Annotated in this window: 23 protein-coding genes and 1 pseudogene; 19 read left to right on the top strand and 5 right to left on the bottom strand. The window is 72.4% G+C overall.

Annotated elements, in window-relative coordinates; translation table 11 throughout:
* Positions 1 to 100: 100 nt before the first annotated feature.
* Positions 101 to 901 (top strand): inositol monophosphatase family protein, encoded by an 801-nt coding sequence (locus tag ACWDVG_RS16770; RefSeq protein WP_451699947.1) that lies wholly within the window; start codon positions 101 to 103, stop codon positions 899 to 901.
* A gap of 94 nt (positions 902 to 995) precedes the next feature.
* Here ACWDVG_RS16770 and ACWDVG_RS16775 read toward each other — a convergent pair whose 3' ends face one another.
* Positions 996 to 1,169, bottom strand: coding sequence for a hypothetical protein (locus ACWDVG_RS16775; RefSeq protein WP_451699948.1), 174 nt, complete (start codon positions 1,167 to 1,169; stop codon positions 996 to 998).
* Between the two features lie 386 nt (positions 1,170 to 1,555).
* Here ACWDVG_RS16775 and ACWDVG_RS16780 point away from each other — a divergent pair, with 386 nt between their 5' ends.
* The 4 genes from ACWDVG_RS16780 (at position 1,556) to ACWDVG_RS16795 (ending at position 5,208) form a co-directional block, all read left to right on the top strand.
* Positions 1,556 to 2,209 carry a response regulator transcription factor gene (locus ACWDVG_RS16780; protein WP_451699949.1) on the top strand — a complete coding sequence of 218 codons (654 nt, stop codon included), beginning with the start codon at positions 1,556 to 1,558 and terminating at the stop codon, positions 2,207 to 2,209.
* A gap of 3 nt (positions 2,210 to 2,212) precedes the next feature.
* On the top strand, positions 2,213 to 3,457 hold the full coding sequence (locus ACWDVG_RS16785) for a sensor histidine kinase (RefSeq protein ID WP_451699950.1): 1,245 nt from the start codon (positions 2,213 to 2,215) through the stop codon (positions 3,455 to 3,457).
* Positions 3,458 to 3,852: 395 nt separating this feature from the next.
* Positions 3,853 to 4,149: a DUF4193 domain-containing protein gene (locus tag ACWDVG_RS16790; RefSeq protein ID WP_003955561.1), complete on the top strand. Its 297-nt coding sequence runs from the start codon at positions 3,853 to 3,855 to the stop codon at positions 4,147 to 4,149.
* A 12-nt stretch (positions 4,150 to 4,161) separates the two neighbouring features.
* The gene (locus ACWDVG_RS16795) at positions 4,162 to 5,208 is read left to right on the top strand and encodes a hypothetical protein (protein ID WP_451699951.1); all 1,047 of its coding nucleotides are present in this window, start codon (positions 4,162 to 4,164) and stop codon (positions 5,206 to 5,208) included.
* A 100-nt stretch (positions 5,209 to 5,308) separates the two neighbouring features.
* Here the strand turns inward: ACWDVG_RS16795 and ACWDVG_RS16800 are convergent, their stop codons facing one another.
* The gene (locus ACWDVG_RS16800) at positions 5,309 to 5,815 is read right to left on the bottom strand and encodes a DUF3093 domain-containing protein (protein WP_451699952.1); all 507 of its coding nucleotides are present in this window, start codon (positions 5,813 to 5,815) and stop codon (positions 5,309 to 5,311) included.
* 58 nt (positions 5,816 to 5,873) lie between these two features.
* Here ACWDVG_RS16800 and ACWDVG_RS16805 point away from each other — a divergent pair, with 58 nt between their 5' ends.
* The 8 genes from ACWDVG_RS16805 (at position 5,874) to ACWDVG_RS16840 (ending at position 13,555) form a co-directional block, all read left to right on the top strand.
* The gene (locus tag ACWDVG_RS16805) at positions 5,874 to 6,458 is read left to right on the top strand and encodes a PaaI family thioesterase (protein WP_451699953.1); all 585 of its coding nucleotides are present in this window, start codon (positions 5,874 to 5,876) and stop codon (positions 6,456 to 6,458) included.
* On the top strand, positions 6,458 to 6,970 hold the full coding sequence (gene dut / locus ACWDVG_RS16810) for a dUTP diphosphatase (RefSeq protein ID WP_345485073.1): 513 nt from the start codon (positions 6,458 to 6,460) through the stop codon (positions 6,968 to 6,970). The genes ACWDVG_RS16805 and dut overlap by 1 nt, the downstream gene beginning before the upstream one ends.
* A 1-nt stretch (position 6,971) precedes the next feature.
* Positions 6,972 to 7,742 (top strand): DUF3710 domain-containing protein, encoded by a 771-nt coding sequence (locus tag ACWDVG_RS16815; RefSeq protein WP_451699954.1) that lies wholly within the window; start codon positions 6,972 to 6,974, stop codon positions 7,740 to 7,742.
* Between the two features lie 282 nt (positions 7,743 to 8,024).
* Entirely contained in the window at positions 8,025 to 8,693 is a 669-nt protein-coding gene (locus ACWDVG_RS16820) for an ABC transporter ATP-binding protein (protein ID WP_451700017.1), read from the top strand.
* Positions 8,694 to 8,836: 143 nt separating this feature from the next.
* A complete protein-coding gene (locus tag ACWDVG_RS16825; protein ID WP_451699955.1) occupies positions 8,837 to 11,383 on the top strand; it encodes a DUF4118 domain-containing protein in 2,547 nt (848 codons plus the stop codon).
* A gap of 197 nt (positions 11,384 to 11,580) precedes the next feature.
* Positions 11,581 to 12,267, top strand: a complete 687-nt coding sequence (locus tag ACWDVG_RS16830) for a response regulator (protein WP_451699956.1) — start codon at positions 11,581 to 11,583, stop codon at positions 12,265 to 12,267.
* A 58-nt stretch (positions 12,268 to 12,325) separates the two neighbouring features.
* Complete coding sequence (locus ACWDVG_RS16835; protein WP_451699957.1) at positions 12,326 to 12,724, top strand: OB-fold nucleic acid binding domain-containing protein; 399 nt, start codon at positions 12,326 to 12,328, stop codon at positions 12,722 to 12,724.
* 3 nt (positions 12,725 to 12,727) lie between these two features.
* Complete coding sequence (locus ACWDVG_RS16840; RefSeq protein WP_451699958.1) at positions 12,728 to 13,555, top strand: DUF3159 domain-containing protein; 828 nt, start codon at positions 12,728 to 12,730, stop codon at positions 13,553 to 13,555.
* Positions 13,556 to 13,716: 161 nt separating this feature from the next.
* Here the strand turns inward: ACWDVG_RS16840 and ACWDVG_RS16845 are convergent, their stop codons facing one another.
* Positions 13,717 to 14,394 (bottom strand): potassium channel family protein, encoded by a 678-nt coding sequence (locus tag ACWDVG_RS16845; protein ID WP_451699959.1) that lies wholly within the window; start codon positions 14,392 to 14,394, stop codon positions 13,717 to 13,719.
* Complete coding sequence (locus ACWDVG_RS16850; RefSeq protein ID WP_451699960.1) at positions 14,394 to 15,062, bottom strand: potassium channel family protein; 669 nt, start codon at positions 15,060 to 15,062, stop codon at positions 14,394 to 14,396. Before ACWDVG_RS16850 ends, ACWDVG_RS16845 begins: the two co-directional genes overlap by 1 nt.
* A 234-nt stretch (positions 15,063 to 15,296) precedes the next feature.
* On the opposite strand from ACWDVG_RS16850, the gene ACWDVG_RS16855 reads away from it, so the two are divergent.
* The 3 genes from ACWDVG_RS16855 (at position 15,297) to ACWDVG_RS16865 (ending at position 19,462) form a co-directional block, all read left to right on the top strand.
* Complete coding sequence (locus ACWDVG_RS16855; RefSeq protein WP_451699961.1) at positions 15,297 to 17,348, top strand: APC family permease; 2,052 nt, start codon at positions 15,297 to 15,299, stop codon at positions 17,346 to 17,348.
* Positions 17,349 to 17,409: 61 nt separating this feature from the next.
* Positions 17,410 to 18,756: a class I SAM-dependent RNA methyltransferase gene (locus ACWDVG_RS16860; protein ID WP_451699962.1), complete on the top strand. Its 1,347-nt coding sequence runs from the start codon at positions 17,410 to 17,412 to the stop codon at positions 18,754 to 18,756.
* A gap of 142 nt (positions 18,757 to 18,898) precedes the next feature.
* Positions 18,899 to 19,462, top strand: a complete 564-nt coding sequence (locus tag ACWDVG_RS16865; protein ID WP_451699963.1) for an isochorismatase family cysteine hydrolase — start codon at positions 18,899 to 18,901, stop codon at positions 19,460 to 19,462.
* 11 nt (positions 19,463 to 19,473) lie between these two features.
* Here ACWDVG_RS16865 and ACWDVG_RS16870 read toward each other — a convergent pair whose 3' ends face one another.
* On the bottom strand, positions 19,474 to 20,658 hold the full coding sequence (locus ACWDVG_RS16870) for a zinc-dependent alcohol dehydrogenase (RefSeq protein WP_451699964.1): 1,185 nt from the start codon (positions 20,656 to 20,658) through the stop codon (positions 19,474 to 19,476).
* Positions 20,659 to 21,304: 646 nt separating this feature from the next.
* On the opposite strand from ACWDVG_RS16870, the gene ACWDVG_RS16875 reads away from it, so the two are divergent.
* The 3 genes and pseudogenes from ACWDVG_RS16875 to ACWDVG_RS16885 all read left to right on the top strand — a co-directional run.
* Positions 21,305 to 21,982, top strand: coding sequence for a hemerythrin domain-containing protein (locus ACWDVG_RS16875; RefSeq protein WP_451699966.1), 678 nt, complete (start codon positions 21,305 to 21,307; stop codon positions 21,980 to 21,982).
* 258 nt (positions 21,983 to 22,240) lie between these two features.
* Positions 22,241 to 23,428: a PP2C family protein-serine/threonine phosphatase gene (locus ACWDVG_RS16880; RefSeq protein ID WP_451699967.1), complete on the top strand. Its 1,188-nt coding sequence runs from the start codon at positions 22,241 to 22,243 to the stop codon at positions 23,426 to 23,428.
* Positions 23,429 to 23,488: 60 nt separating this feature from the next.
* Positions 23,489 to 23,621: pseudogene (locus ACWDVG_RS16885) on the top strand (cold shock domain-containing protein); the annotation flags it as partial.
* Between the last annotated feature and the right edge of the window lie 183 nt (positions 23,622 to 23,804).

A 23,804-nucleotide genomic window follows, 5' to 3' on the forward strand; every position in this document is an offset into this window, starting at 1 on the left:
CACGACCTCTGCCCCGTCGGCTGCTGCCCCGCCCGCACCGCACACCCCGCCGCCGCCGGCGCCGACAGCCCCTACGCCTGAACGGCACCCAGGAGCCCCCGTGACCGACCCCCTGCTCACCGAACTGCTCGACCTCGCCCTGGAGGCGGCCCGCCGGGCCGGAGCACTGCTGCGCGACGGCCGCCCCGACGACCTCGCCGTGGCGAAGACCAAGACCAGCTCCATCGACGTCGTCACCGAGATGGACATCGCCGCCGAGAAGCTGATCACCGGCTACCTCGCCGAGCACCGCCCCCACGACGGCGTCCTCGGCGAGGAGGGCGCCTCCAGCACCGGTACGAGCGGGATCCGCTGGGTCGTCGACCCGCTGGACGGCACCGTGAACTACCTCTACGGGCTGCCGTCCTGGGCCGTCTCGATCGCCGCCGAGCGCGACGGCGAGACCGTCGTCGGCGTGGTGGAGGCGCCGCTGCGCGGCGAGACCTACCACGCGGTCCTCGGCGGCGGGGCGTACGCGGGCGACCGGAGGCTCGCCGTCCGCCCCGCACCCCCGCTGGACCAGGCCCTGCTCGCCACCGGCTTCGGCTACGTCCGGTCCCGCCGCGCCCACCAGGCCGAGATCGCCCGCCAGATCGTCCCGCGCGTCCGGGACATCCGGCGCGGCGGCTCCGCGGCCATCGACCTCTGCGACGTCGCCGCCGGGCGCCTCGACGGCTACTACGAGCGCGGCCTCAACCCCTGGGACCACGCGGCGGGCGCCCTGATCGCCCGCGAGGCCGGCGCGCTGACCGGCGGACGCCCCGGAGAGCCCGAGTCCGGCGAGCTGACCGTCGCCGCACCCGAGGGCGTCTTCGGCCCGCTCCAGGAGCTCCTGGAGGACCTCGGGGCCTGGCGCGACTGAGCCCCGCGTCCCGTCGCCCCCGGGGGTGGAGACACGGGAGCCCCGGCGCCGCTGGTGACGGCGCCGGGGCTCCTCGTGCGCGTGGTCCGTGGCGTCAGGCGCCGGGTGCGGCGACCTCCACGCCGTGCTCCGCGGCCAGGCGGTGCAGGTCCTCGAGCTCGGCCTGCTCGACGTCCGCGAGGAAGTCGTCGCCCGTCTCACGAGCGCGCGTGAGGTCCGACTGCGTGGTCCTGATGCGGTGCAGCAGTCCTGCGGTGAAAGCGTCCATCGTGCGCCCCCTCGTCGTGGGTCCGGTGGCACGGGGGTGTGCCGAGGGTGGTCGATCACACACTGCGGCCTCTGGGGGACAGAAGGCGGTCGGTGGCGCGCCACATACAGGGCGTGATCGCGGGGTGTGCAGACGTCCTCCCCAGCGCTTTCCTCACAGAAACCTCAACTGGCCCGCGAATCAGGTGAATTCTTCGGGCGCCCGCGCCACCCCGCCGCACGCCCCCGTCGCGCGCCCGCCGCGCGTCCCGTCCCGAGCCCGGCCTCCCGTACCACCGTCTTACAGCCGGTTTACGCGCGTACCGGGCAGGATGGACACGCACAGTCAGTGCTCAGGCTCAAGGCGGTCCCACCCCCGGCACCGCGGTTCGAGGAAGGAAGAACGACGTGCGCGTACTCGTCGTCGAGGACGAGCAGCTGCTCGCCGATGCGGTGGCCACCGGACTGCGCCGGGAGGCCATGGCCGTCGACGTCGTGTACGACGGCGCCGCCGCCCTGGAGCGCGTGGGGGTCAACGACTACGACGTCGTCGTCCTCGACCGCGACCTGCCCCTCGTCCACGGCGACGACGTCTGCCGCCGGATCGTCGAGCTCGGCATGCCCACCCGCGTCCTGATGCTCACCGCCTCCGGTGACGTCAGCGACCGCGTCGAGGGCCTGGAGCTGGGCGCCGACGACTACCTCCCCAAGCCCTTCGCCTTCACCGAGCTCACCGCGCGCGTGCGCGCCCTCGGCCGGCGCACCACCGTCCCGCTCCCGCCCGTCCTGGAGCGCGCCGGGATCAAGCTCGACCCCAACCGCCGCGAGGTCTTCCGCGAGGGCAAGGAGGTCCAGCTCGCGCCGAAGGAGTTCGCCGTCCTGGAGGTCCTCATGCGCAGCGAGGGCGCCGTGGTCTCCGCCGAGCAGCTCCTGGAGAAGGCCTGGGACGAGAACACCGACCCCTTCACCAACGTCGTGCGGGTCACCGTCATGACCCTGCGGCGCAAGCTCGGCGAGCCGCCGGTCATCGTCACGGTCCCCGGCTCCGGCTACCGGATCTGACCCATGGCGACCACCCCAGCGCCGCACCCCCACCCCCAGGCGCCGCCCAAGCCGACCTGGGACCCCAGGGACCCGGTCCGGCCCCTGCTGCGCCCGACGATCCGCATACGGCTCACCCTGCTCTACGGCGGCATGTTCCTGATCGCCGGCATCGTCCTGCTGTCGATCATCTACCTCTTCACCGCGCAGGCCCTGAGCGACAGCGCCTCCCAGCTGCCCTTCAAGATCGCCGAGGGCAAGGTCCAGCCCACCACCTCCTGGTGCCAGCTGCCCGTCCAGGGAACCGGCGACCAGTTCAACGACGCCGTCACCGTCTGCCTGCGGCACCAGAGCGACCTCGCCCTCGACGACCTGCTGCGCCGCTCGCTCTTCGCCCTCCTCGGCCTGAGCATCATCGCCTTCGCCTTCGGCTACGCCATGGCGGGACGGGTGCTCTCCCCACTCGGCCGGATCACCCGGACCGCCCGCCAGGTGGCCGGCTCCGACCTCTCGCGGCGGATCGAGCTGGACGGCCCCGACGACGAGCTGAAGGAGCTCGCCGACACCTTCGACGAGATGCTGGACCGCCTGGAGCGGGCCTTCACCGCCCAGCAGCGGTTCGTCGCGAACGCCTCGCACGAGCTGCGCACCCCGCTCGCGATCAACCGCACCCTCCTGGAGGTCCACCTCTCGGACCCGGGCGCGCCGGTCGAGCTCCAGCAGCTCGGCAAGACGCTCCTCGCCACGAACGAGCGCAGCGAGCAGCTGGTCGAGGGCCTGCTGCTGCTGGCCCGGAGCGACAACCAGATCATCGAGCGCAAGGCCGTCGACCTCGCCGAGGTCGCCTCCCGGGCGATCGACCAGACGCACGCGGAGGCCCAGGCCAAGGGCGTCGAGATCCGCGGCGAGCGCACGCCCGTGGTCGTCCAGGGCAACGGCGTCCTGCTCGAACGGATCGCCCTGAACCTGCTCCAGAACGCCGTGCGCTACAACGTGCCGGAGGACGGGTGGGTGGAGGTCACCACGGAGGCCAGGGACGGCCAGGCGGTCCTGGTGGTCTCGAACACGGGCCCCGTGGTCCCTGCGTACGAGATCGACAACCTCTTCGAGCCCTTCCGGCGGCTGCGTCAGGAGCGGACCGGGAGCGACAAGGGAGTCGGTCTCGGCCTGTCGATCGCCCGGTCCGTCGCCCGGGCCCACGGCGGCCGTATCATCGCGGAGCCCCGCGAGGGCGGCGGGCTCGTGATGCGTGTCACTCTGCCGATCTGACACACTGCACGTGCCGACCGGTTCCGTTCGCTTTGCGCGGAATTCCGGGTCCCCGATCCTGAGACGCTCATGTGTGATCGATCACAGGATCAGGTGTCCGGCCCCCCACTCTCCGTGATCGTGAATTCCCTCGGAAAACCAGTAAAAGTCCGGGTTTCCGGGGCTCCGCATGACGGGAAGTACTCGGGGTGGCGCCCGCACCGGGCGCCTTCGGGACCGTGTACGGTCCGGTTCGCCACCCGATGCCGATCACTCGTGAGAGGGCGGGACGGGTGTCGATTGAGTAACAGACCTTGATGTGAGGCAAAATCTCCGCCTCAGGTCGGGCACAAGTCCGACCTCTCACGCGTTACGTGCGCTGGAGACACCGCAACCACCCAGAGGGGGAGAGCGACATGGCAACGGATTACGACACCCCACGCAAGACCGACGACGACGTCGACTCGGACAGCCTTGAGGAACTGAAGGCCCGCCGGAACGACAAGTCGACCTCGACCGTCGACGTCGACGAGTTCGAGGCCGCCGAAGGCCTGGAGCTGCCGGGCGCCGACCTCTCGAACGAGGAGCTGGCCGTCCGGGTCCTGCCCAAGCAGGCCGACGAGTTCACCTGCATGAGCTGCTTCCTCGTGCACCACCGCAGCCAGCTGGCGCGGGAGAAGAACGGTCAGCCGATCTGCCGCGACTGCGACTGAGACCGCTCGACCGTGGCAGGCGACACACCGTCCCGGAAGCGGCGCCCGCGGCCCCTGTGGCCGAAGGCGCGCAAGGGCGGCTCGGGCCCGGCCGAGGGCGCCCAGGAGGCCCCTGAAGCCGAGCGCACCGCCCCCCTGCCCTCCCTCGGCGCACGTGACGACGAGCGGGGCCCCACGGCCTCGCTCGAAGCGGCCGCCGGGGACACGCGGGGCCCCGCACCGCTCCCCGCCGAGCGGGACGCGGATGCGGACGCGGAGCGGGACGGCGCGCACCCCGGGCGCTTCGGCGCCGTCCGACGCCTGGCCAACCCGGCGCGGGCCCGGCTCGACCGGATCGCGATCGAGTCCGCCCGGATCGACGCCGTACGCCGCGGCGTCACCGACGGCGTCCGGCAGGGCGTGAAACGCGGCGGCGACAGCGCGAAGGCCGGCATCGGCCACCTGGCCGACCGGCTCATCGACCTCGCGCCCCGCATCCCCGTCCGCGACCTGGCGACCCTGCGCAGACACTTCCCCGGGCTCGGCCCCGAGGAGATCGCCGACAAACTCGTCGCCGGCGCCGCCAACGCCAGCTCGACCGTCGGCGCGGGCATCGGCGCCGCCGCCATGCTGCCCGTCCCGCCGGCCATGCCGGCCGAACTGGCGGCGGAGATCACCGGCGTCGCCGCCGTGGAACTCAAACTCATCGCCGAACTGCACGAGGTCTACGGCCTGCGGCCGCCCGGCCGCCTCACCCAGCGCTCGGCCGCCTATCTGACCTCCTGGGCGGAGGAGCGGGGCATCGACCCCACCAAGCCCACCACCGTCAACGCCGCCCTCGGCGGACAGCTCAAGCGCGAGCTGCGCCAGCAGATCATGAAGCGCATGGTGCGCAACCTGCCGAACCTCGCCCCCTTCATGGTGGGCGCGGCCGTCGGCGCCGTCATGAACCGCCGGGACACCAAGAAGCTCGCCGCGCACATCCGCAAGGACCTGCGCGCCCGCCAGGTGCCCTGGGACGCCCTGCCCGAGCTGCCCGCCCTCGAACAGCCCGAGAACCCGCCGGAGCTGGGTTTCTGAGCCCGCGGCGGGCCACCGCCGGGAGCCGCCCGGCACGCGTCGCCACGGACCGCCCCGGGCGAGGGTCCCGCGAGGGTCCCGCGCGGGCCCCGGCGCGTCCTCAGCCGTCCGCGCGGACGGCCTCCAGGGCCGCGGCCAGCGCCTCCGGCTCCCGGGTGGACAGGTACACGTAGGGCGTCGGATCCGCCGGGTCCGTCACCTCGATCCGTACCGCCGTCGGCACGTAGCTGCGCATCAGCAGGAAGGCGCGCGGATCGGCCTTGAACGTGCGCCAGGCGCGCGCCTCCTCCGCGTCGAGCACCTCGGCCGCCCCCAGCGCGGAGACCGGGATCCTGGCGTCGCCCGCGACGAGCGAGCCCGCCACGACGCGGATGCGGGCGGAGCCGTACGAGGAGACCGCCATGCCCGCCAGGACCGCGGCGACGATCACTCCGCCGAGCGTCGGTACCGTACCCAGCGGGAACATCACCAGGCCGCCGGAGATCCCCAGCAGGCCCACGATCACCCACCACGAGCGGGGCGCCGTCAGCCGTTCGTCGAAGCGCGGCGCCGCCGGTGAGGCCGGGGTCTCGGGGGAGGGGGCGGGGGACGGTACGGAAGGCTGCATGCGTCCAAGCCTGCCACGGCGAGACCGGCGCCCGGCCGCGCGGGTAAGGTCTGCGCCTGTGACCGCAACATCTGCCGCCCTCACCCCGCCGCCGGAGGCCATAGCGCCGGTGCGCCACCCCGACGCGCCCGCCCCCGGCGAGCTGCTCGGTTCGCACTACGCGCACTGCTTCGGGTGCGGCGGCGGACAGCCCCACGGCCTCCACCTGGAGGCCCGGGCGGGCGAGGGCGTGACCGTCACCGCCGAGTTCACCGTGACCCCCGACCACCAGGGCGCCCCCGGCCTCGCGCACGGCGGCCTCCTCGCCACCGCGCTGGACGAGACCCTCGGCTCCCTGAACTGGCTGCTGCGCGTCATCGCCGTCACCGGCCGCCTGGAGACCGACTTCGTGCGGCCCGTGCCGGTCGGCACCGTGCTCCACCTGGACGCCGAGGTCACGGCCGTGCACGGCCGCAAGATCTACTCGACCGCCGTCGGCCGGATCGGGGGGCCCGAGGGCCCCGTCGCCGTCCGCGCCGACGCCCTCTTCGTCGAGGTCAAGGTCGACCACTTCATCGACAACGGCCGCCCGGAGGAGATCCGGGCCGCCATGTCCGACCCCGACCAGGTCCGGCGCGCCCGCGCCTTCGAGGTGAACCCCTGATGCGCAACCCTGTCGACGTACTGATCCGCCGCCTGGACCCGGAGGTGCCGATCCCGGCCTACGGCCACCCCGGCGACGCCGGCGCGGACCTCGTCACCACCGAGGCCGCCGTGCTCGCCCCCGGCGAGCGCGCCGTCCTGCCCACGGGGGTTTCCCTCGCCCTGCCGGACGGGTACGCCGCCTTCGTGCACCCGCGCTCGGGACTGGCGGCCCGCTGCGGCGTCGCCCTGGTGAATGCCCCCGGGACGGTGGATGCCGGGTACCGTGGAGAGATCAAGGTGATCGTGGTCAATCTGGACCCGCGTGAGAGCGTGCGGTTCGAACGGTTCGACCGGATTGCCCAACTTGTCGTCCAGCAGGTCGAGAAGGTGCGCTTCCACGAGGTGGCGGAGCTTCCCGGCTCGGCGCGGGCCGAGGGGGGCTTCGGGTCCACCGGCGGTCATGCCGCCGTGGACGGCACCACGGGTGGGAATCGATACGCTTCGGTCGTATCCGACCGGGAAGGACAGTGACGTGTTCGGACGTCGCAAGAAGAGCGGTGCCGCTGCCGACGCAGCGGGCGAGGCCGAGCAGGTCGTCGACGCGGTCGACACCGACAGCACGGCCGATTCGGCCGACGAGCCGCGCAAGGTGAACCTTCCGCCGGCGCCCCGGCCCGACGGCCCCTGGGACGTCTCCGAGGTCTCCAGGCCCGAGGAGGGCCGCGTGGACCTCGGCGGCATCTTCGTGCCCGGGGTCGAGGGCATGGAGCTGCGGGTCGAGGTGGCGGGCGACGCGATCGTCGCGGCCACCGTCGTGCTCCGCGACAGCGCCGTGCAGCTCCAGGCCTTCGCCGCCCCCAAGAAGGAGGGCATCTGGGGCGAGGTCCGCGAGGAGATCGCCACCGGCATCGTCCAGCAGGGCGGTGCCATCGACGAGGTCGAGGGCCCGCTGGGCTGGGAGCTGCGGGCCCAGGTCCCCGTGCAGCTGCCGGACGGCAACCGGGGCGTCCAGCTCGTCCGCTTCGTGGGCGTCGACGGGCCCCGCTGGTTCCTGCGCGGAGTGATCTCCGGCCAGGGCGCGGTCCAGCCCGAGGCGGCCGGCCTGCTGGAGCAGATCGTCCGCGACACCGTGGTCGTCCGCGGCGAGGGCCCCATGGCGCCGCGCGACCCGATCGTCCTCAAGCTGCCGAACGACGCGCAGATGGTGCCGGACGGCGTGCAGCAGGAGGAGCAGGAGAACTCCCGCTTCTCCGGCGGCATGGGCCAGCTCCAGCGCGGCCCGGAGATCTCCGAGGTCCGCTGACCCCCGGGTCGCCGACCCGAGGCCCCGCACCTGCCGGTGGGCCGCCCCCTCCCCGTACGCACGCCGTACGACACGGGGGCGGCCCACCGGCTTTTCCGCGCCCCGCCGACCCGCAGGGTGCACCGGTCCGCACCGGTCCACCGCACCGGTCCGGCTCTGGTCCCGCGGCACGGCGGCGGACCATACTGGCGGGCGCACGTGTTCGAGGAGGGGGAGCAGCGGGTGAGTGAGAGCAGCACACGAGCGGGCACGGCCGTCGTGGCGGACCCGGCGGGCACGCCCATGGTCCGCGTCGAGAACCTCCGCCGCTCCTACGGCACCGGCGAGGCCGCCGTCCACGCCCTGCGCGGGGTCTCCTTCGACATCCCGCGCGGCGAGCTGGTGGCCCTCAAGGGCCGCTCCGGCTCCGGCAAGACGACGCTGCTCAACCTCGTGGGCGGCCTGGACAGCGCCGACGGCGGCCGGATCGTCATCGACGGGACCGACCTCTCCGCGCTCGGCGAGGAAGGGCTCCTGGAGCTCCGCCGGGACCGGATCGGCTTCGTCTTCCAGTCCTTCGGCCTCCTGCCGATCCTCTCCGCCGCCGAGAACGTGGGCGTACCGCTGCGGCTGCGGAAGGCGGACCCCAGGGAACGCGAGGAGCGGGTCGCCCTGATGCTCGGCCTCGTGGGCCTCGCCGACCACGCGAACCAGCGGCCCGGCGAGCTCTCCGGCGGCCAGCAGCAGCGGGTCGCCATCGCCCGCGCGCTCGCCAACAAGCCGGCGCTGCTCATCGCCGACGAGCCCACCGGGCAGCTCGACGCCGAGACCGGCCTCGCCGTCATGGAGCTGCTGCGCGCGGTGGTCCGCAGCGAGGGCTGCACCGCCCTCGTCGCCACCCACGACGCCCAGCTCCTCGGCCTCGCCGACCGGGTCCTCGAACTCGGCGACGGCGAGATCATCGAGCACTGACACGGGCCGGGGGGCCGGCCCCCGCGACGCGCGGCCGCCCCGCCCGGCTCCCGGCCCGGACCCGGCATCAGGATCACGTCAAGACGGTCCGGGGCCTCCACCCGCATGCGGAATGTCCGATTGGCGGGACGTATGGTCGGGGCATGGCACGCGGCAAGCTTCGGATCTACCTCGGCGCCGCACCGGGCGTCGGCAAGACGTACGCGATGCTCGCCGAGGCCCACCGTCGGGTGGAGCGCGGCACGGACTGCGTCGTGGCCTTCGTGGAGCACCACGGACGGCCCCGTACGGAGGCGATGCTGCACGGCCTCGAACAGCTGCCGCGCCGCGCGATCGAGCACCGGGGCACCACCTCCTCCGAGATGGACGTCGACGCCGTCCTGGCCCGCAGCCCCGCCGTCGCGCTCGTCGACGAACTCGCCCACACCAACGTCCCCGGCTCGCGGAACCCCAAGCGCTGGCAGGACGTGGCCGAGCTGCTCGCCGCCGGCATCGACGTCGTCTCGACCGTCAACATCCAGCACCTGGAGTCCCTCGGCGACGTCGTCGAGTCCATCACCGGCGTACGGCAGCGGGAGACCGTCCCCGACGAGCTGGTGCGCAGGGCCGACCAGATCGAGCTGGTCGACATGTCGCCCGAGGCGCTGCGCCGCCGCATGGCGCACGGCAACATCTACACCCCGGACAAGGTCGACGCGGCCCTCTCCAACTACTTCCGGCCCGGCAACCTCACCGCCCTGCGCGAGCTGGCGCTGCTGTGGACCGCCGACCGGGTCGACGAGTACCTCCGCCGGTACCGCGGCGAGCACAACATCCGCTCCACCTGGCAGGCCCGCGAGCGGATCGTCGTCGGCCTCACCGGCGGCCCCGAGGGCCGGACGCTGATACGCCGCGCCACCCGCCTGGCCGAGAAGGGCGCGGGCGGCGAGGTCCTCGCCGTCTACATCGCCCGCAGCGACGGCCTCACCGCGGCCTCGCCCAAAGAGCTCGCCGTCCAGCGGACCCTCGTCGAGGACCTCGGCGGAACGTTCCACCACGTGATCGGCGACGACATACCGTCCGCGCTCCTTGAGTTCGCCCGCGGGGTCAACGCCACCCAGATCGTCCTCGGCTCCAGCCGTCGCCGCACCTGGCAGTACATCCTCGGCCCCGGCGTCGGCCAGACCGTGGCCCGTGACTCCGGACCGGACCTCGACGTCCACATCGTCACCCACGGCGAGGTCGCCAAGGGACGCGGACTGCCCGTCTCCCGCGGCGCCCGCCTCGGCCGCTCCCGCATCCTCGGCGGCTGGCTCGTCGGCGTCGGCGGACCCGTCGTCCTCGCCCTGCTGCTCACCCACGTCGACGCCGACCTCGGCCTCGCCAACGACATGCTGCTGTTCCTCGCCATGACCGTCGGCTCGGCCCTGCTCGGCGGTTTCGTGCCCGCGCTCGCCTCCGCGGCCGCGGGCTCGCTGCTCCTGAACTGGTTCTTCACCCCGCCCGTCCACCGCCTGACCGTCGCCGACCCCAAGAACATCGTCGCGATCGCCGTCTTCTTCGGCGTCGCCATGGCGGTCGCCTCCGTCGTCGACCTCGCCGCCCGGCGCACCCACCAGGCCGCCCGGCTCCGCGCCGAGGCCGAGGTGCTCTCGTACCTCGCGGGCAGCGTGCTGCGGGGGGAGACCAGCCTCGACGCCCTCCTGGAACGGGTCCGCGAGACCTTCTCCATGGAGTCCGTCGCCCTCCTCGAACGCGCCGACGGCGGCGGGCCCTGGACCTCCGCCGCCAGTGTCGGCCCCCACCCGGCCGCCCGGCCCGAGGACGCGGACGTCGACATGCCCGTCGGCGACCACCTCGCCCTGGCGCTCACCGGCCGGGTGCTCCCCGCCGAGGACCGCCGGGTGCTCGGCGCCTTCGCCGCCCAGGCCGCCGTCGTCCTCGACCGCCAGCGGCTGGTGGGGGAGGCCGAGGAGGCCAGGAAGCTCGCCGAGGGCAACAAGATCCGCACCTCGCTCCTGGCCGCCGTCAGCCACGACCTGCGCACCCCCCTCGCCGGCATCAAGGCTTCCGTCTCCTCCCTCCGCTCCGACGACGTCGAGTGGTCCGAGGAGGACAGGTCCGTGTTCCTGGAGGGCATCGAGGCGGGCGCCGACCGCCTCGACCACCTCGTGGGCAACCTCCTCGACATGTCCCGCCTCCAGACCGGCACCGTCACGCCGCTGATCCGGGCCGTCGACCTCGACGAGGTCGTCCCCATGGCCCTCGGCGGCGTCCCCGACGGCAGCGCCGAGCTGGACATCCCGGAGACGCTGCCCATGGTCGAGGTCGACACGGGCCTCCTGGAACGGGCCGTAGCCAACATCGTCGAGAACGCCGTGAAGTACAGCCCCGACGGCGTGCCCGTGGCCGTCGCGGCCAGCGCGCTCGGCGAGCGGGTCGAACTCCGGGTCGTCGACCGCGGCCCCGGCGTCCCCGACAACGGCAAGGACGGCATCTTCGAGCCCTTCCAGCGCTTCGGGGACGCCCCGCGCGGCGCCGGGGTCGGCCTCGGCCTCGCCGTCGCCCGCGGCTTCGTCGAGGCCATGGGCGGCACCCTCGGCGCGGAGGACACCCCGGGCGGCGGGCTCACGATGGTGCTCACCCTGCGCGCCGCGCCCGGCGGGCCGCCGGCCCCCGCCCCCGACCTCCCGGCGCAGGCCGTGACCTGACCCGACCGCCGCGCCCGGACGCGTACCCCTCCGTGCTCCGACGCCGGACCGCCCGCCCGTACGCCGCCCCGCTCGTACGCCGCCCGTGCGCGTGACCCGGCGACGTACGGCCCGGAACCCGCCCGCAGCTCCCCGCCCCCGCCCGCACCGCCCGTCCAGGCCCCTCCCCGGGGCACCGAAGAAGGAAGGCCCCCGCCATGACCCGGGTCCTCGTGGTCGACGACGAGCCGCAGATCGTCCGCGCCCTGGTGATCAACCTCAAGGCGCGGAAGTACGAGGTCGACGCCGCCCCCGACGGCGCCACCGCCCTCCGGCTCGCCGCCGAGCGCCACCCCGACGTCGTCGTCCTCGACCTCGGCCTGCCCGACATGGACGGGGTCGACGTCATCAAGGGCCTGCGCGGCTGGAGCCGGGTCCCGATCCTGGTCCTCTCCGCCCGGCAGACCTCCGACGAGAAGGTCGAGGCGCTCGACGCGGGCGCCGACGACTACGTCACCAAGCCCTTCGGCATGGACGAACTGCTCGCCCGGCTGCGGGCCGCCGTGCGCCGCGCCGAGCCGGTCGGCGGCGCCGAGGAGGGCGCCGTGGTCGTCGAGACGGCGGGCTTCACCGTCGACCTCGCCGCGAAGAAGGTCCACCGCGACGGCCGGGACGTCCGGCTCACGCCCACCGAATGGCACCTCCTGGAGGTCCTGGTCCGCAACAGCGGGCGGCTCGTCGGCCAGAAGCAGCTCCTCCAGGAGGTCTGGGGCCCCTCGTACGGCACGGAGACCAACTACCTCCGCGTGTACATGGCCCAGCTGCGCCGCAAGCTGGAGGCCGACCCCTCGCACCCGCGCCACTTCGTCACCGAACCGGGCATGGGGTACCGCTTCGAACACTGAAGCGCATGCCGCACGGAGGGCCGGTCCTGGTGACAGGGGTGGCCGGTACGCTTTCTGTATGAGTGCTGCACCACGAAGTGAGAAGCCGGCCGGTCGGTTCCGCCGGATGCTCGACCGGCTCTCCTCCAGCCCGGAGGACCTCGAGTCGGAGGAGCTCCAGGAGGACACCCAGGCCTCGGGGTGCACGCGGATCGCCGAATGCTCCGACCGCCAGATAGTCAGGGTGACTGGTACCTTGCGCACGGTCACGCTGCGCCCCCGGGCCGGTGTGCCCGCGCTGGAGGCCGAGCTCTTCGACGGCACGGCACCGCTGGACGTCGTCTGGCTGGGCCGGCGCTCCATCGTGGGCATCGAACCGGGCCGCAAGCTGATCGCCTCCGGCCGCATCTCCATGAGCCACGGCCGGCGGGTCCTCTTCAACCCCAAATACGAGCTCCGACCGCTCGGACAGGAGTAGCCGGTGACGTCCCTCGACAAGCCGACGACGGAACAGACGGGCCGGTCCGACGAGCCGGACCGGTCCGAAGAGACGGGCCCGGCGGGCGGGCGCGACGACGCCCGGGCCTCGAAGGAGGTCACCGAGGCCGCCATGGCCGAGGCCTTCGGCGGCGTGCGGGGCATGATCGAGACGGTCGTCCCCGGCCTCCTCTTCGTGACGATCTTCACGGTCAAGAAGGACCTGCAGCTCTCGGCGATCGCCGCACTCGCCGTCTCGCTGCTCCTCGTCGCCGTCCGGCTGGCCCGCCGCGACACCGTCAAGCACGCCTTCAGCGGCGTCTTCGGTGTCGGCTTCGGCGTCGTCTTCGCGATGATGACCGGCAACGCCAAGGACTTCTACCTGCCGGGCATGCTGTACACGCTGGGCCTCGCCCTCGCGTACATCGTCACCACCCTCGCCGGCGTCCCACTGATCGGCCTCATCCTCGGTCCGGTCTTCAAGGAGAACCTCTCCTGGCGGACCCGGAACCCCGGACGCAAGAAGGCGTACGCGAAGGCCAGCTGGGCCTGGGGACTGATCCTGCTCGGAAAGTGCGCGATCCTCTTCCCGCTGTACTGGTGGGCCGACCCGACCAAGTTCGGCTGGGTCTCCGTCGCCCTGAAGATCCCGCCCTTCCTGCTCGCCGTCTACCTGACGTGGGTCTTCCTCTCCAAGGCGCCGCCGCCGATCGACGTCTTCGCCGAGATGGAGGCGGAGGAGCGCGCCGAGAAGGAGCGCGAGGAGCGGCGGAAGGCCGAGCGCGAGGCGGAGGAGCGCGACGCCGCCGCACAGGGCCGGCCGGACGCCTGACGCGCCGCCGCCCGCCCGTCGCCCGCCCGCCGTAGGGCCGGCCGGAAACGGTACGGGGAAGGGCCCGGGACCATCACGGTCCCGGGCCCTTCCCCGTACCCACCGGAAGGCTCCCGCCTCCCCGTGCGTCGTACCCGCCGGGAGGCACCCGCCCCCGTGCGTCAGTCGTCCGACGGCTCCCGGCGCACCGACAGCAGGTCCTCCAGCTGCTCCTCGCGCGCCTGCGCGGCCACGAACAGCAGCTCGTCGCCCGCCTCCAGCGTCTCCTCCGCGGTCGGCGTGAGGACCCGCGAACCGCGGATGATCGTCACCAGCGAGGTGTCCTGCGGCCAGGCCACGTCGCCCACCGCCGTACCGGCGATGGCGGACTCCGGCGGCAGCGTCAGCTCCACCAGGTTCGCGTCGCCGTGGCTGAAGCGGAGCAGCCGGACCAGGTCGCCGACGCTCACCGCCTCCTCGACCAGGGCCGACATCAGGCGCGGCGTGGAGACGGCGACGTCCACGCCCCAGGCCTCGTTGAACAGCCACTCGTTCTTCGGGTTGTTCACCCGGGCGACGACCCGCGGCACGCCGTACTCGGTCTTGGCGAGCAGCGAGACGACCAGGTTCACCTTGTCGTCGCCGGTCGCCGCGATGACGACGTTGCAGCGCTGCAGCGCGGCCTCGTCGAGCGAGGTGATCTCGCAGGCGTCGGCCAGCAGCCACTCCGCCTGCGGCACCCGCTCCACCGAGATGGCCGTCGGCGCCTTGTCGACGAGGAGGACCTCGTGCCCGTTCTCCAGCAGCTCGCCGGCGATGGAACGGCCCACCGCGCCCGCGCCCGCAATAGCGACACGCATCAGTGACCGCCCTCCTCGGGACCCTCGGCGAAGACCGCCTCGACCTTCGCGATCTCCTCCGTACGCATCATCACGTGCACCAGATCGCCCTCCTGGAGCACTGTCTGGGAGGTCGGCAGAATCGCCTCGCCCAGCCGGGTGAGGAACGCGACGCGAACGCCGGTCTCCTCCTGGAGGCGGCTGATCCGGTGGCCGATCCACGCCGGGGAGGTGTGCACCTCGGCGAGCTGCACGGCGCCGCTCGGGTCGCGCCACAGAGGCTCCGCCCCGGACGGCAGCAGGCGCCGCAGCATCTGGTCGGCGGTCCAGCGGACCGTGGCCACGGTCGGAATGCCGAGGCGCTGGTAGACCTCGGCGCGGCGCGGGTCGTAGATGCGCGCCGCGACGTTCTCGATGCCGAACATCTCGCGCGCCACCCGGGCGGCGATGATGTTGGAGTTGTCACCGCTGCTCACCGCGGCGAACGCACCGGCTTCCTCGATCCCGGCCTCGCGGAGGGTGTCCTGGTCGAAGCCCACACCGGTGACGCGCCGACCGCCGAACCCCGAGCCCAGACGGCGGAAAGCCGTCGGGTCCTGGTCGATGACCGCGACGGTGTGCCCCTGCTGTTCGAGGGTCTGCGCGAGAGCGGCTCCCACTCGCCCGCAGCCCATGATGACGATGTGCACGTCCCCTTACCCCGCACTCCTGATCGCCTTGCTGACCTGCGAAAACACCCTGCTCACAACTTTCCTCGCCCGTTCGGCCCGGGTCGCGGCGGGCAACGCCCTGCCGGGTTGCCCGGTCCGAGCTTAAGCGGCAACCCTGGCCGGGACCGCATCCGAGGTGGTAGACGGAAAGATTCCGTATGGATCCGGGGTCGCGGTGAGCATGGCTCTTTTCGAACGCTTACGATCCTCTCCGTGTCCAAACTGACCGACGTGCCCAAACGGATCCTGATCGGGCGGGCCCTGCGCAGCGACAAGCTCGGGGAGACCCTCCTCCCGAAGCGGGTCGCCCTCCCCGTATTCGCCTCCGACCCGCTGTCCTCGGTGGCGTACGCACCGGGCGAGGTGCTGCTGGTCCTCTCCATCGCGGGGCTCTCGGCGTACCACTTCAGCCCGTGGATCGCGCTCGCGGTCGTCGTCCTGATGTTCACGGTGGTCGCCTCGTACCGGCAGAACGTGCACGCGTACCCGAGCGGCGGCGGCGACTACGAGGTCGCCAACACCAACCTGGGGCCCAAGGCCGGGCTCACCGTGGCGAGCGCCCTCCTCGTCGACTACGTGCTCACCGTGGCCGTGTCGATCTCCTCGGGCATCGAGAACCTCGGCTCCGCCGTCCCCTTCATCGTCGAGCACAAGGTCGCGTCGGCCGTCGCCGTGATCGTGCTCCTGACGGTGATGAACCTCCGCGGCGTGAAGGAGTCCGGCACCCTCTTCGCCATCCCGACGTACGTCTTCGTCGCCGGCGTCTTCCTCATGATCGCGTGGGGCGCCTACCGGGGGATCGTCCTCGACGACACGATGAAGGCCCCCACGGCCGACTTCGAGATCAAACCCGAGCACCAGGGGCTCGCCGGCTTCGCCCTGGTCTTCCTGCTGCTGCGCGCCTTCTCCTCCGGCTGTGCCGCCCTCACCGGCGTCGAGGCGATCTCCAACGGCGTCCCCGCCTTCCGCAAGCCGAAGTCGAAGAACGCCGCCACCACGCTCGCGCTCATGGGCGGCCTCGCCGTCACCATGTTCTGCGGCATCATCTTCCTCGCCATGGCCACCGACGTCCGGATGGCCGAGAAGCCCGCCCAGGACCTGCTGCACAACGGCGTCCCGGTCGGCGAGGACTACGTCCAGGACCCGGTCATCTCACAGGTCGCCGCCGCCGTCTTCGGCGACGGGACGTTCCTCTTCGTCGTCCTCGCCGCCGCCACCGCGCTCGTCCTCTTCCTGGCCGCCAACACCGCGTACAACGGCTTCCCGCTCCTCGGCTCGATCCTCGCCCAGGACCGCTACCTGCCGCGCCAGCTGCACACCCGCGGCGACCGGCTCGCCTTCTCCAACGGCATCGTGCTCCTCGCCGGCGCCGCCGCCCTCCTCGTCTGGATCTACGGCGCCGACTCCACCCGCCTCATCCAGCTGTACATCGTCGGCGTCTTCGTCTCCTTCACCCTCAGCCAGATCGGCATGGTCCGGCACTGGAACCGGCACCTGAAGACGGAGCGGGACCCGGCCAAGCGCCGCCACATGATCCGCTCCCGCGCGATCAACGCCTTCGGCGCCTTCTTCACCGGTCTCGTCCTCGTCGTCGTCCTCGCCACCAAGTTCACCCACGGCGCCTGGGTCGCCCTGCTCGGCATGGTGATCTTCTACGTGACGATGACCGCGATCCGCCGCCACTACGACTCCGTGTCCGCCGAGATCGCCGCCGCCGAGGAACGCCCCGACGAGTACGTGCGGCCCTCCCGGGTCCGCTCCCTCGTCCTCGTCTCCAAGCTGCACAAGCCGACGCTGCGCGCCCTCGCCTACGCCAAGCTCATGCACGCGGGCGAGCTGGAGGCGCTCACCGTCAACGTCGACCCGGCGGAGACCAAGGCCCTCAAGGAGGAGTGGGAGCGGCGCGGCATCAACGTACCGCTGAAGATCCTCGACTCGCCCTACCGCGAGATCACCCGGCCCGTGATCGAGTACGTCAAGAACCTCCGGCAGGAGAGCCCGCGCGACGCCGTGTCGGTCTACATCCCGGAGTACGTCGTCGGCCACTGGTACGAACACCTGCTGCACAACCAGAGCGCCCTGCGCCTCAAGGGGCGGCTCCTCTTCACCCCGGGCGTCATGGTGACCTCCGTGCCGTACCAGCTCCGGTCCTCCGAGGCCGCGAAGAACCGGGCGCGCAAGCGCCAGGAGTGGAACGCGCCGGGCGCCGTCCGCCGGGGCCCGGTCGAGAAGCGGCAGAAGGATCCGGCCGGAAAGAGCAACTAGACTGGTGGGCTGCTGTGCGAACAGCAGCCCACTTCTCTTTCTCTCCCAGGAGCCCCCGATCATGCAGAACACCCCTGTTTCGTCATTGGTCGGGGAGGAGTACGAGGTCGAGGTCGGCCCGGTGGCCCACGGCGGCCACTGCATCGCGCGCACGGACGCCGGGCGCGTCCTCTTCGTCCGGCACGCCCTGCCGGGCGAGCGCGTCCGGGTCCGGGTCACCGAGGGCGAGGAGACCTCCCGCTTCCTGCGCGCCGACGCCGTCGAGATCCTGGACGCCTCCAAGGACCGCGTCGAGGCCCCGTGCCCCTTCGCCGGGCCCGGCAAGTGCGGCGGCTGCGACTGGCAGCACGCCAAGCCCGGTGCCCAGCGGCGGCTCAAGGGCGAGGTCATCGCCGAGCAGCTGCTGCGCCTGGCCGGGCTCACCCCCGAGGAGGCCGGCTGGGACGGCACCGTCATGCCGGCCGAGGGCGACAAGCTGCCCGCGGGCGAGGTCCCGCAGTGGCGCACCCGCGTCCAGTACGCCGTCGACGCCTCCGGGCGGGCCGGCCTGCGCAAGCACCGCTCGCACGAGGTCGAGGTCATCGACCACTGCATGATCGCCGCCGAGGGCGTCAGCGAACTCGGCATCGAGAAGCGCACCTGGGAGGGCATGGCCTCCGTCGAGGCCATCGCCGCCTCCGGCTCCGGCGACCGCCAGGTCGTCCTCACCCCGCGCCCCGGCGCCCGGCTGCCGCTCGTCGAGCTGGACAAGCCGGTCTCCGTCCTGCGGGTCGAGGAGAAGGACGGCGGCGTCCACCGCGTCCACGGCCGCCCCTTCGTCCGCGAGCGCGCCGACAACCGCACGTACCGCGTCGGCAACGGCGGCTTCTGGCAGGTCCACCCGAAGGCCGCGCAGACCCTGATGCTCGCGGTGATGCAGGGCCTCACCCCGCGCAAGGGCGAGACCGCGCTCGACCTCTACTGCGGCGTCGGCCTCTTCGCGGGCGCCCTCGCCGACCGCGTGGGCGACACGGGCGCGGTCCTCGGCATCGAGTCGAGCAAGCGCGCGGTGGAGGACGCGCGCCACAACCTGGCCGAGTTCCCGCGCGTCCGCGTCGAACAGGGCAAGGTCGAGTCGGTCCTCCCGCGCACGGGCATCACTGACGTCGACCTCATCGTCCTTGACCCCCCGCGCGCCGGCGCGGGCAAGCAGACGGTCCACCACCTCGCCGCCCTGGGCGCCCGCCGCATCGCCTACGTCGCCTGCGACCCGGCGGCCCTGGCCCGCGACCTCGCCTACTTCGCGGACCGCGGCTACCGGGTGCGGACGCTGCGGGCGCTCGACCTCTTCCCGATGACGCACCACGTGGAGTGCGTGGCGATCCTGGAGCCTGCTGACAAGGGCCGCCCTGCTGACAAGGGCCGCTGACCTGAGGCTTTGCCGAGTGGGCGTGATGCGCGTCGAGTACGCGGCCGAGGCGACTCAACGCCTCGGCCGCGGGTAGAGGCCCTGCGCGGGGCGGCAGGACGCCGACCCGGAGAGCTGTCTGCGGGGCGAGAGGTGGCCGGCCATGGAGCGTACAGCGCTCGTCGTGATCGACATGCTGAACACGTACGACCACCCGGACGCCGACCGGCTCGTCCCCTCGGTGCGCGAGGCCCTGCCGGTCATGGAGGAACTGCTGCGGCGTGCGCGGGCCGACGGCGCGCCGGTGATCTACGTGAACGACAACTTCGGGCAGTGGCGCTCCCATCACGGCGAGATCCTCGATGAAGCGCTGTCCGGTCGGCACCCTGAACTCGTGCGGCCGATCGTTCCGGACGACGACTCCCTCTTCGTCTTCAAGGCGCGCCACTCCGCCTTCTTCGAGACACCCCTCGCGTATCTGCTCTCCCAGCTGCAGGCACAGCGCCTCGTCCTGTGCGGGCAGGTGACCGAGCAGTGCGTGCTCTACTCGGCGCTGGACGCGCACATCCGGCACCTTGACGTCACCGTCTGCCCGCAGGCGGTCGCCCACATCGACCCCGAGCTCTCCGATGCGGCACTGCGCATGATGGAGCGCAACATGGGGGCGACCGTCTGTCCCGTGGACGCCGTCGACTTCGGGGAACCGGCGCGGAATCCGGACCCCTGAGGCGCGGAGCCTCAGGGCGTGAAGAGGACCTTGACGGCGCCGTCCTGCTTCTTCTGGAACATCTCGTACGCCTGGGGCGCATCGGCGAGCGGGACCCGGTGGGTGGCGAAGTCGTCCACACCCAGCGGGTCGGCGCCGGTGAGGAGGGGCATGAGGTCGTCGACCCAGCGCCAGACGTTGGCCTGCCCCATGCGCAGTTGGATCTGCTTGTCGAACATGGTCAGGAGCGGCATCGGATCGGCCATGCCGCCGTAGACGCCGGACAACGAGATGGTGCCCCCACGCCGAACGAGTTCGATGGCGAGGTGGAGGGCGGAGAGACGGTCCACGCCGAACCGTTGCATCATCCTGGAGGCCAGGGCGTCGGGCATCAGGGTGGTCATGTGCTGGGCCCCCTTCGCCAGCGGCGCACCGTGGGCTTCCATGCCGACGGCGTCGATGACGGCGTCGGGTCCGCGTCCGCCGGTCAGTTCTCGTACCTCGTCGGCGAGGCCCTCGCCGTGGGCGGAGAGATCGAGCGTGTGCACACCACGGGCGGCGGCCCGCCGCAGGCGCTCGGGGACGAGGTCGACGCCGATGACGAGGCCGGCGCCGCGGTGGGCGGCGATGCGGGCGGCCATGTCCCCGATGGGACCCAGACCGAGGACCGCCACCGTGCCGCCGGGAGGGATCGCGGCGTACTCGACGGCCTGCCAGGCGGTGGGAAGGACGTCGGACAGGTAGACGAAGCGGTCGTCGGGGCCGTCACCCGGTACGGGGATGGGGAGGGTGTTCCCGAAGGGCACTCGCAGGTATTCCGCCTGCCCTCCCGGAACCTGCCCGTAGAGCTTCGTGTACCCGAAGAGGGAGCCCCCGGAGCCGTGCTCGCGAACCTGTGTCGTCTCGCACTGGGACTGGAGGCCCTGGTCGCACGTGTGGCAGGTGCCGCAGGAGACGTTGAACGGGACGACGACCCGGTCGCCCGGCTTCACGCGGGTCACCTCGGGGCCGACCTCGGCCACGACGCCCATCGGCTCGTGGCCGAGGATGTCGCCGACGTCGAGGAACGGGCCGAACAGCTCGTACAGGTGCAGATCGGAACCGCACAAGCCGGTTGTCGTGATCTGCACGATCACGTCGGTCGGTGCCTTGATCACGGGGTCGGGCACGCTGTCCACGCGAACGTCGCGCTTTCCGTGCCAGGTCAGGGCCTTCATGGAGACTCCTCGCTGCGCTGGGTGCGAACCTGCGCGCCTCGGCTTTCATCGACGCCAGGCGGGGACGTGCGTTCGTCGTGCGAAACCGGCCCTTCGGAGACGCCGGCGCTGACCACGAGCTCGCCGGCTGCCGCGGCCAGCCCCGCTGTTCCAGCCGGGCCCGACGGGCCAGGTGGACGGGTCTCCAGGGCGCCGACCTTTCGGCCGTGGCCTCCGCGCACTCGGGCGGACGGGGCCAGTGGCCGCTCGCCCTCAGCCCGGGCCGGTGCCGCGCTCTCCCTCCGCCTGAGACGGGGTCGTGCGTGGCACGTCGGGGCGGTCGGCGTCTGTCGGCTCTTCCGTCTCCTGCTCCTCCTGCGGCTCCGGTTCCCCTTCCGCCTGGGAAGGCGTCGGCTCGGAGTTCATCGGGTCACTCATGCTCTGATCAGCCCTTTCCGAAGCAGCCATTCCACCGACCGGACATGCCGGTGACACGGAGCGGGTACCCCGTCCCGTTCCCTGTATCCGGTCTGCGGGCTCCGCCACGATCCGCGTCTAGAGCTGCTCCGAGTGGGTAATCGGCGGAGTGATCCGCGGGCGGGCGTGGCACGGTGCCGCGACGGTCCTCAGGACGGCGACGCACCAGTCGAGGGCAAGGAGACTGATCATGACCCTCCCGATCGCGGCCCAGAGCGTCGAGCAGCTGGGCGGCAACGCCAGCATCCTGGCGAGACAGCGCCGGGATCACGCTCAGCTGGACCGCTTGATGCGGGCATACGAGTCCGGCCGGGGATCACGGGAGGAGCGGCGGCGGACGCTCAAGGCGCTCGTGCAGCTCACCTTCAGTCACGCCTTCGCCGAAGAGACCGTTCTGTGGCCCGTGCTGCGTCGGCTCGCACCCGATGGGGAGGAGCTGACCGCGACAGTCGAGAGCGAGCATCAGCAGATCAACGACCTCGTCACGACGATGGAGCGGATCGGGCCGGACGACCCCCGCCACGATGTGCTCGCCACCGAGGCGTTCGCGTTGATCCGGCAGGACATTCGCGACGAGGAGGATCTGCTGCTGCCCCGGTTGCAGGAGTCCCTCGACAGGACCCACCTGCGTCGGCTCGGCTCGGCGTGGGAAGCCGTGCGCCGCACCGCCCCCACGCGTCCCCACCCGGTGGTGCCCCGGAGGCCGCCGACCAACGCCGTCCTCGGCGTACCACTGAGCGCCCTCGACCGGGCGCGGGATCTCCTCCAGGCCGGCAGCCGAGTGCCGCGGGGCCGGATCCTCGTGCTGGCGGGAGGCTGTCTGGGCATCGCCTGGCTGCTGGCGAAGGGCGTCCGGGGAAGCCGCTGATCGCGCAGAGTCGGCCATGCGGTTTCCGCAGTCGTGTCGGCACCGCGAGACCCCGTATCCGGATGTCGCCACCGACGCAGGGCGTGCGCCCGCTCATCGCCGTCGAGCGGGCGGTCGGGGGCCGCCAGACCATCCGGCCCCCACACGATCCCGTCCGACGCCGCCGTGACGGCCGCCTCGACCGGACTTCTGCGGTGCACCGCCCGTGATTGTTTCGGCCGAGGGGGAAGAAGAGCTTGCAACGCGTTGGAGGCTGATGTGGCTGGTGACCGGATGGGGCTGGAGCAGGTGCTGGCGGCCGCCGAGGCCGCTGCTCCGGTGGACTCGCTGGATGTGGTGGCACGCAACCTGCGGGAGCGGTTCGGCGCCCGGTACGTGTCGTTCCTGTTCGTCGACGTCGTCGGCCGACGCCTGCTGAGGGTCCACGACACCGCCACCCAGCGGCAGGAGGACCGTGCTGAGCAGGTCCCCCTGGCCGGCAGCAGCGTCTACGACGAGGTCCTGCGCAGCCAGCGCCTGCTCCGGGCACCGGACGGCGCAGCAGGCGGTCAGCGGGTGCTCGCGCCGGTCACCAACCGCGGCGACTCCATCGGCGTCCTGGAACTCTTCCTCGCCGACGCCACCCCTGAGGTGCTGGAACAGATCCAGGAGGCCGCGCACGCGCTGGCGTACGTCATCGTCACCGACCGGCGCTTCACCGACCTCTACCACTGGGGCAACCGCACCACGAACGTGAGCCTGTCCGCGGAGATCCAGCGCCAGCTCCTTCCCACCGCCTCCGCCTGCGAAGCTCCCCAGTTCACCCTCGCCGGTGCCCTGGTGCCGGCTTCCGACATCGCCGGTGACACCTACGACTACAGCCTCGACGCCGGCACCCTGCACCTGTCGATCACCGACGCGATGGGCCACGACGTCAGCGCGTCCCTGATGGCCACCCTCCTGGTCAACGCCTCCCGCGGCGCCCGCCGCGCCGGCGAAGGCCTCGCCGAACAGGCCCGCCAAGTCCACCAGGCGCTCCTGGACCACGGTCACCACAGCATCGCCACCGGTCAGCTCCTGCGCATCGCCCTCGACGGCACCGGCGCCCAGCTCGTCAACGCCGGCCACCCCTGGCCGCTGCGCCTGCGCGACGGCGCCGTCAGCGAACTGAGCCTGGCCGTGAACCTGCCCTTCGGCGTCGTCACCCAAGGCGCCTACCGGGTCCAGCACCTCGACCTCCGACCTGGTGACCGACTCCTGCTCCACACGGACGGCATGCAGGAACGCGACGCCGAAACCGTCGACCTGCCGGGCCTCCTGCGCAAGACCGCCGACGACCACCCCCGCGAAGTGGTACGCACGCTGGTCAGCGCGGTCAGCGACGCCTACCACGGACAGCCGCCTCGGGACGACGCCACCGTCCTGTGCCTGGACTGGCACGGTCCCACTCCGCCCGTGACGACGTGAGCGGCATCGGCCTTTGCACCGACAGTCCCCGACGAGGATGCCGGGGTGACGGTCCGGGCCGGCGGACCGGACGTGTTCGCGCACTACGCCGAAATCACAGGCAGCGGGTACCGCGAGCTCACCGCGAGCACGTCGCGTTCGACATCGGGCAGGGCCAGAAGGGCCGCAGGCGCAGAACATCGTCCCCGGCTGAGCCGGCCGCACGAGTCAGGGGGAGGCGCTTGTCCCGAACGGGCAGCCGCCTCACGTGGGGGGCCGACGGCAGCCCCCCGACGGCCGGGATGACCAGGAGGCCGAGACGAGCTGCGCCACCCGGGTCCGGTGCTGCATCACGGCACCTCAGGCAACTTCGCCGTCGACTTGCGCGCGCGGCAGG

The sequence above is a fragment of the Streptomyces sp. NPDC003327 genome, assembly GCF_053589515.1.